Origin of the sequence: Micromonospora sp. AMSO31t, from assembly GCF_008868175.1 — a bacterium.
Taxonomy (GTDB): domain Bacteria; phylum Actinomycetota; class Actinomycetes; order Mycobacteriales; family Micromonosporaceae; genus Micromonospora.
Genome location: NZ_WBKT01000229.1, coordinates 1 through 7,418, shown reverse-complemented (window position 1 = coordinate 7,418; position 7,418 = coordinate 1). Strand labels below are relative to the sequence as shown.

Sequence of the window (7,418 nt, the reverse complement as noted above, 5' to 3'; positions counted from 1 at the left end):
CGGCGGTCATGGCGGAGGGGAAACGCCCGGTCACATTCCGAACCCGGAAGCTAAGCCCTCCAGCGCCGATGGTACTGCACTCGGGAGGGTGTGGGAGAGTAGGACACCGCCGGACAATCTTCCAGTCGAGGGCCGCCCCAGCAGGGTCGGCCCTCGACTGCGTTAGCGTCCTTGGGGGACGCAATGAGGAAGGATGTACCTGTGAGTTCAGGACCGCAGGGCGAGGATCGCCCCCGTCGTTACGAGGACCGTGCCGAGCGTGGGCAGGGGCGCGGCGACGCCCGCCGCGACGACCGTCCGCCGTACCGGGGCGACCGCGACGACCGCTCGGGCGGCCCGCGGGGCGGCTTCCGCGGCGGTGACCGCCGCGACGACCGTGACAGCGGCTCCCGCGGGGGCGGGTTCCGCGGTGGCGAACGCCGTGACGGCAGCGCCGGCGGCGAGCGCCGTGAGGGCGGCTTCCGCGGCGGCGAGCGTCGCGAGGGCGGCTTCCGCGGCGGTGACCGCGAGGGCGGGTTCCGCGGTGGCGACCGTCGCGAGGGGGGTTTCGGCGGCGGCGAGCGTCGCGAGGGCTTCCGCGGCGGTGAGCGCCGTGAGGGCGGCTTCCGTGCCGGCGAACGCGGTGGGGACCGTCGTGAGGGCGGCTTCCGTGGCGGCGAACGCGGTGGGGACCGTCGTGAGGGCGGTTTCCGTGGCGGCGATCGTCGCGAGGGCGGCGCCGGCGGTGAGCGCCGCGACGGTGGCTTCCGTGGCGCGGAGCGCCGGGAGGGTGGCTTCCGCGGTGGTGACCGCGAGGGCGGGTTCCGCCGCGACGGCGGCTCCGGCGGTGAGCGTCGCGAGGGCGGGTTCCGTGGCGGTGAGCGCCGTGAGGGTGGCTTCCGTGGCGGGGACCGTCGCGAGGGTGGCTCCGGCGGTGAGCGTCGCGAGGGCGGCTTCCGTGGCGGTGAGCGCCGTGAGGGCGGCTTCCGCGGTGGCGAGCGCCGTGAGGGCGGCGAGCGTCGCGAGGGCTACGCCGGCGGTGAGCGCCGTGAGGGCTTCCGCCGTGACGACCGCGCAGGCGGGTCCCGTGGCGGCGAGCGCCGCGAGGGTGGCTTCGGTGGCGACCGCCGTGAGGGCTTCCGCCGGGACGAGCGACCCGGCGGCTTCCGCCGTGACGACCGCGAGGGTGGCTTCCGGGGTGGGCGCGAGCGCACCGAGCGGGATGGCGAGCGCCGGGACTACGGCCGGGACGACCGCCGGCAGGACGGCGCGTACCGGGAGCGGCAGGACGAGCGCGGCGAGGGGCGCACGGGTGAGGCGCCGGCGCTGCCGGACGACGTGGTCGCCAGCGACCTCGACTCGGCCGTCCGCGCGGAGCTGCTCTCCCTCGCCAAGCCGGTGGCGGAGACCGTCGCCCGGCACCTGGTCGCGACCGGGCTGCTGATCGACGACGATCCGGCGGAGGCGCTGGCGCACGCCATGGCCGCGCGCCGGCTCGCCTCGCGCATCGCCGCGGTGCGGGAGGCGGTCGGGTTGGCCGCGTACCACGCGGGGGAGTGGCAGACGGCCGTCGCCGAGCTGCGCACCTACCACCGGATGACCGGGCTGCAGAGCCACCTGGCCGTGCTGGCCGACTGCGAGCGGGCGCTGGGTCGCCCCGAGCGGGCCATCGACCTGTTCCGCGGGGCGGACCGGGAGAAGCTGGACCAGGCCGTCGCCATCGAGCTGCTGATCGTGGCCAGCGGGGCCCGGGGCGACCTCGGGCAGAAGGACGCGGCCGTGGCCATGCTCCAGGTCCCCGAGCTGAGCGCCGACTCGACCGAGTCGTGGGCGGCGCGGCTGCGCTACGCGTACGCCGACGCGCTGCTCGCGGTGGGCCGGCGCGAGGAGGCGCGGGAGTGGTTCTCCCGGGCCGCCGACGCGGACGCCGAGGGCGAGACCGACGCCGCCGAGCGGCTGCTCGAGCTGGACGGAGTCGTCATCGAGGGCGACGACGAGGAGGACGAGGAGTTCGCCGCCGGTCCGGGCACCCCGGGCGCCGTGCCGGCCCGTCCCGACGCCGACCTCACCGGCAACTCCGACGACGACCGCGACGACGATGACGAGGACGACCTCGACGACGACGAGGATGACCTCGATGACGACGACGAGGACGACGACCTCGGCGACGAGGACGACGACTACGACGAGGATGACGACCTCGACGGGGACGCGGACCAGGACGACGACAGCGACGACGAGGACGACGACCTCGACGGTGACGGCCGGCTGCGCGCCGACGCCGACACGGCGGACGCCGTCGCCGCGGACGCCGCCGACGCGGTGCCGGCCGGCGAGGGCGCCGGGTACCGGGACCGGGACGCGGCGGACCTGGGCGACGACGAGCTGACCGACGCGGAGGCACGCTCGCTCGCCGCCGACACCCACGCGGCCGCCGTGGACGCGGCCGGCCCGGACACCCCGGGCGCGGACGCGCCGGGCGACGGGGCGCCGGAGTCGGAGCGCCGGTGACCGGGAGCCCCGGGGACGCGGATTCCGGTCCGGATCGCGGGGAACGCGACCGGGCCGGAACGGGCGCTCGGCTGGTCGACGGGTACGCCCTGGTCGTCTTCGACCTGGACGGGGTGATCTACCTGATCGACCGGCCGATCCCCGGCGCGGTCGAGGCGGTCGGTCGGCTGCGCGCGGAGGGCCGGGCGGTCGCGTACGCGACGAACAACGCCTCGCGCCGCTCCAGCGAGGTGGCCGACCTGCTCACCGGGATGGGTGTGCCGGCCGGGCCGGAGGAGGTGCTGACCTCCGCGGCCGCCACCGCCGAGCTGCTGCGCGACCGGCTGCCCGCCGGAGCGCCGGTGCTGGTGGTCGGGGCGGAGGCGCTGCGCGCGGAGCTGCGCGCCGTGGGCCTGCGCCCGGTCTCGACGGTGGATGAGGAGCCGGCCGCCGTGGCCCAGGGGTACGGACCGCAGGTCGGCTGGTCCGACCTGGCCGAGGCGTCGCTGGCGGTGCGGGCGGGCGCGCCCTGGTACGCCACCAACACCGACCGGACCCTGCCCAGCCCGCGTGGCCCGCTGCCGGGCAACGGCTCGCTCGTGGCGGTGCTGCGCACGGCGCTGGAGCGGGATCCCGACGTGGTGGTGGGCAAGCCGGAGCCGGCGCTGTTCGCCACGGCGGCCCGCCGGGCCGGCTCGGGGCGGACGCTGGTGGTCGGCGACCGGCTGGACACCGACATCGAGGGCGCCCGTCGGGCCGGGCTGGACAGCCTGCTGGTGCTCACCGGCGTCAGCGACGTGGCCGAGCTGCTGGCCGCGCCCGAGTCGCGCCGGCCCGCGTACGTCTCCTTCGACCTGGCGGGGCTCTTCGACCCGGCGGCCGTGGTGCGGGTGCCGGGCGCGGCGGACGCCGGTGGCTGGTCCGCGACGGCCGCGGACGGGGGGCTCACCCTCGGCGGCGCGGGACGCCCGCTGGACGCCCTCGCGGCGCTCTGCGCGGCGGCCTGGTCGACGGCGGCCGGTTGGCGGGTGCGGCCGGCGTCCGGGGCGGCGGAGGAGGCCCTGGCCGCGTTCGGCCTGGGGGACTGACCGGCCCGGTCAGAGCAGCTTGCGCAGCTTCATCAGGTCGAACGGGTTCGCCTTGATCGACACCCGCCGGGCGCCCACGGCCTTCATGACGTCGAGCTGACCGTGCACCAGGGCGACCAGGTCGTCGCTGGTGGTGCTCAGCGCGATCTTCGCCTTCGGGTCGTCGCCGTCGGTGAGGTCGACGAGCCGGCCGCCCTCGATGCGCCCGTGGAACGCGGTGTCCAGGTCGGTGATCCGGCAGGCGAGCGTGCGGTCGAGGTCGATCCGCCCCTGCACCTCGGCGTGCCGGTCCAGCCGGGCGGCCAGGTCCTGCAACGCCTGCCGGCACTCGTCCACGCTGGCCACATCGTCTCCTCACCACTCGCCACGCCGTTCCCGGCACCGTACCGCAATGGGGCGTGCGGGGCGCCCGGTAGCGTGACACCTGCACACCCCGCCCCGCGGAAGGACTCAGGCATGCAGGACGCGTGGCGCGCCTACCTCGAGCTGGCCATGGGCCTGACGGAGGCGCCCCGGAAGAAGGCCCAGGACGCCGTGAAGCGTGTGGTCGGCCAGGGCGGCGCGACGGCCGCCCAGCTCCAGTCGCTCGCCGAGGAGCTGGTCTCCACCGGGACGGCGAACCGGGAGGCGCTGACCAAGCTGGTCCGCTTCGAGGTGGACCGCGCGCTCGGCGCGGTCGGGCTGGCCACCGCCGACGAGGTCGCCGAGCTGACCCGCCGGGTGCACGACCTGGAGCGGCAGCTCCGCGAGGCCAGGACGAGCGGCGCGCCGGAGGCCGGGGCGAAGCCGACCGGCGCGTCCGAGAGCGACGCCCTGCGCGCGCCGGCCTCTCCGCCGCCGGCCGCCGAGACGGCGGGCGCCGGCGAGGTGGCGCCGTCCGGGGAGCCGACCGCCGAGCGGCCGGCCGAGGTCACGCCGGGCGCGAAGCGACCGGCCCCGACCGCGCCGGCGCCCGCGCCGTCGACCCCCGCCACGCCGGCTCCCGAGGCGCCCGTCTCGACGCCTCCCGTGCCCGCCAAGACCAAGGCGGTCGCGAAGAAGCCCGTGGCGAAGAAGGCCATCGCGAAGAAGCCCGCCGCCACGGTCGCCCGGACCCCGGCCGAGGAGTCGCCGGCCGCGCCGGCGCGGCCGGCGAAGAAGGCCGGCCGCAAGCCGACCGGCGGTGCCGAGTCGTGACCGCGCCGTTCCGTCCGGACCCGCGTCCCGGGCCGCCGCCGGCCGGTCCCCGGCCCGGCCCGGCCCCGGGCGTACGGCCGGCGCCGGTCGAGGAGGTCGGCGAGGCGCGGCACCCGGCGGTGGACGCCGCCGTGCACGCCATGATCAACGCCGCGGCGCTCTCCCCGGCGGACCAGATCGCCCAGTACGAGACGGCGTACGAGACGCTGCGCGAGACCCTCGCCAGCATCGACCAGGCCTGACCGAGAGGCGGAGAACCACCACCGATGGCACGTCGCACCCGGCTGGATGCCGAACTCGTCCGCCGCGGGCTGGCCCGCTCCCGTGAGCAGGCCGCCGCGCTGGTGGAGGCCGGTCGCGTCCAGCTGCGCGGGGTGCCGGCCCGCAAGGCCGCCGCGATGGTCGACCCCGCCGACCCGCTGCTGGTCACCGGTGAGGACCCCGCCGACGAGTACGTCTCCCGGGGCGGTCACAAGCTGGCCGGCGCGCTCGCCGCGTTCACCCCGGGCGGGCTGACCGTGGACGGGCGGCGCTGCCTGGACGCGGGCGCCTCCACCGGCGGCTTCACCGACGTGCTGCTGCGCTCCGGCGCCGCCGAGGTGGTGGCCGTCGACGTCGGCTACGGGCAGCTCGCCTGGCCGCTGCGGACCGACGAGCGGGTGCACGTCTTCGAGCGCACCAACGTGCGTACCCTCACGCCGGAGGCCGTCGGCGGCCCGGTCGACCTGACGGTGGCCGACCTGTCGTTCATCTCGCTGCGGCTGGTGCTGCCCGCGCTGGCCGGTTGCACGCGCCCCGACGGCGACCTGGCGCTGATGGTCAAGCCGCAGTTCGAGGTGGGGAAGGAGCGGGTCGGCGCGGGCGGGGTGGTCCGGGACCCGGAGTTGCGCGCCGAGGCCGTGCTCGACGTGGCCGCCGCGGCCGCGCAGCTCGGGCTGGGCCTGGCCGGCGTGGCCGCCAGCCCGCTGCCCGGGCCGAGCGGCAACGTCGAGTTCTTCGTATGGTTACGCCGGGACGCGCCCGCCGCGGACCCCGACCGGGTCCGCGCGGTGGTGGCCGCCGGCCCGCAGGGAGTTCCGGCCGCCGGGCCGGAGGCCACGACTGAGGAGGTGTCCGGGTGAGCCGGACCGCTCTGCTGGTGACGCACACGGGTCGTCGGCGCAGCACCGAGCACGCGCGCGCGGTGGCCGCCGACCTCATCGCGGCCGGCTTCGAGGTGCGGGTGGTCGCCGAGGAGGCCGACGACCTGGACCTGCCCGGCGTGGTGCCGGTGACCGGCCCGGAGGCCGCCGAGGGCGCGGAGATCGTCTTCGCGCTCGGCGGCGACGGCACGTTCCTGCGCGCCGCGGAGCTGGCCCGCCCGGCCAAGGCGCCCCTGCTCGGCATCAACCTGGGCAAGGTCGGCTTCCTGGCCGAGGCGGAGATCGACGACCTGGACAGCGCGGTGCGCGACGTGGTCGGGCGCAACTACACGGTGGACGAACGGCTCACCCTCGACGTCACCGCCGAGTTCGAGGGCGGCCCGACCATCGAGTCGTGGGCGCTCAACGAGATCAGCGTGGAGAAGGGCGAGCGGGCCCAGATGCTGGAGCTGCTCGTCGACGTGGACGGCCGGCCGCTGTCCCGCTACGGCTGCGACGGCGTGGTCTGCGCGACCCCCACCGGCTCCACGGCGTACGCGTTCTCCGGCGGCGGTCCGGTGGTCTGGCCCGAGGTGGAGGCGTTGCTGCTGGTGCCGATCAGCGCGCACGCGCTGTTCAGCCGCCCCCTCGTCACCGCGCCGACGTCCACCTTCGCGATCACCGTGGACCCGTTCACCACCCTCGCGGTGCTCTGCTGCGACGGCCGGCGGGTCTACGACCTGCCCCCGGGCGCCCGGGTCACCGTGCGCCGCGGCGCGCTGCCGGTCCGCATCGTCCGGCTCCGGGCGCGGCCGTTCACCGACCGGCTGGTGGCCAAGTTCGGCCTTCCCGTGCAGGGCTGGCGCGGCAGCCGCCGCTGACCGGCGACTCAGCGAAGACCGCGTCGGCCGGTTCGGCGTACCCGGCCGCGGCCTCGGGCGGGTTACGGTGGGAGCCTCCCCCGACGACGGCACGCCGCGCCGGGTTCCGGCGCATCGCGCCGGGACCGGGCCGGGGCGGATGCTTCCGCCCCCGCGGCGGGCGCCCGTCGGGGCCGGTGACGCCGTCGCACGGACGGCGATCGGGGCGTCCGGGCTGCGTCGAGGTGGAGTCCGGGCGGGGCGGTGAGGCCGTGTCCGCCCGGACCGCGCGGTCCGACGGTCGTGGCCCTGGCCAGGGGGTGGTCGGGTCCACGACGGTCGGGGTGTCGGAGGAGTCGCGGCCGGCCGCGGCGGGCGGACGGCGAGCCGCGCCCGGCCGGGTTTCGACCCCGGTCGGGTCGGCCGGATCGGCGAGCCGCCGTCGGAGGAAACGGCGGCTCACGAACCGGGCGGCGACGCACTCGTTCCGGCACCCCGGCCATCGCCGCTGCCGCGATCCCGCCGCCGCGGGCACCGGCGTGGTGACCATCCGCCCGCCTCGTCGCCGCAACCTCGTGTCCACCTGGCGACATGTCGCCGGTGCGGCGCGGCGTACCTAGTGACCGACAGATGATCTCCGTCGCAGACTCCGGTGGGCCGGCCTCAATCCCCCCCGAGGCCGGCCCCCGAGCAGAGGAGCGCAT

At 77.1% G+C, this 7,418-nt stretch carries 7 protein-coding genes, 1 rRNA gene and 1 pseudogene; 7 read left to right on the top strand and 2 right to left on the bottom strand.

Annotated features, from left to right (window positions below; translation table 11 throughout):
• Nucleotides 1–115, top strand: a 5S ribosomal RNA gene (rrf, locus tag F8274_RS29195); the annotation flags it as partial.
• Nucleotides 116–207: 92 nt separating this feature from the next.
• On the opposite strand, the gene F8274_RS32160 is transcribed toward rrf, so the two are convergent.
• Entirely contained in the window at nucleotides 208–1,401 is a 1,194-nt protein-coding gene (locus tag F8274_RS32160; RefSeq protein ID WP_151465573.1) for a hypothetical protein, read from the bottom strand.
• A 57-nt stretch (nucleotides 1,402–1,458) separates the two neighbouring features.
• Between F8274_RS32160 and F8274_RS29185 the strand changes: the two are divergent.
• Nucleotides 1,459–2,047 (top strand): annotated as a pseudogene (locus tag F8274_RS29185) (hypothetical protein); the annotation flags it as partial.
• 514 nt (nucleotides 2,048–2,561) lie between these two features.
• The gene (locus F8274_RS29180) at nucleotides 2,562–3,557 is read left to right on the top strand and encodes an HAD-IIA family hydrolase (RefSeq protein ID WP_225854027.1); all 996 of its coding nucleotides are present in this window, start codon (nucleotides 2,562–2,564) and stop codon (nucleotides 3,555–3,557) included.
• Between the two features lie 9 nt (nucleotides 3,558–3,566).
• On the opposite strand, the gene F8274_RS29175 is transcribed toward F8274_RS29180, so the two are convergent.
• Nucleotides 3,567–3,902, bottom strand: a complete 336-nt coding sequence (locus F8274_RS29175; protein WP_151465571.1) for an SCP2 sterol-binding domain-containing protein — start codon at nucleotides 3,900–3,902, stop codon at nucleotides 3,567–3,569.
• A 111-nt stretch (nucleotides 3,903–4,013) separates the two neighbouring features.
• On the opposite strand from F8274_RS29175, the gene F8274_RS29170 reads away from it, so the two are divergent.
• The 4 genes from F8274_RS29170 to F8274_RS29155 are packed head-to-tail and all read left to right on the top strand — an operon-like array spanning nucleotide 4,014 to nucleotide 6,735.
• The gene (locus tag F8274_RS29170) at nucleotides 4,014–4,733 is read left to right on the top strand and encodes a phasin family protein (RefSeq protein ID WP_151465570.1); all 720 of its coding nucleotides are present in this window, start codon (nucleotides 4,014–4,016) and stop codon (nucleotides 4,731–4,733) included.
• A complete protein-coding gene (locus tag F8274_RS29165; protein WP_151465569.1) occupies nucleotides 4,730–4,975 on the top strand; it encodes a hypothetical protein in 246 nt (81 codons plus the stop codon). Before F8274_RS29170 ends, F8274_RS29165 begins: the two co-directional genes overlap by 4 nt.
• A 24-nt stretch (nucleotides 4,976–4,999) precedes the next feature.
• A complete protein-coding gene (locus F8274_RS29160) occupies nucleotides 5,000–5,854 on the top strand; it encodes a TlyA family RNA methyltransferase (protein ID WP_151465568.1) in 855 nt (284 codons plus the stop codon).
• Nucleotides 5,851–6,735: an NAD kinase gene (locus F8274_RS29155; RefSeq protein WP_151465567.1), complete on the top strand. Its 885-nt coding sequence runs from the start codon at nucleotides 5,851–5,853 to the stop codon at nucleotides 6,733–6,735. Before F8274_RS29160 ends, F8274_RS29155 begins: the two co-directional genes overlap by 4 nt.
• The last annotated feature ends 683 nt before the right edge of the window (nucleotides 6,736–7,418 follow it).

Bases quoted from the DNA above. Each gene is read 5' to 3' on its own strand.
- F8274_RS29170 (WP_151465570.1), top strand. From the start codon at position 4,014: ATGCAGGACGCGTGGCGCGCCTACCTCGAGCTGGCCATGGGCCTGACG.
- F8274_RS29160 (WP_151465568.1), top strand. From the start codon at position 5,000: ATGGCACGTCGCACCCGGCTGGATGCCGAACTCGTCCGCCGCGGGCTG.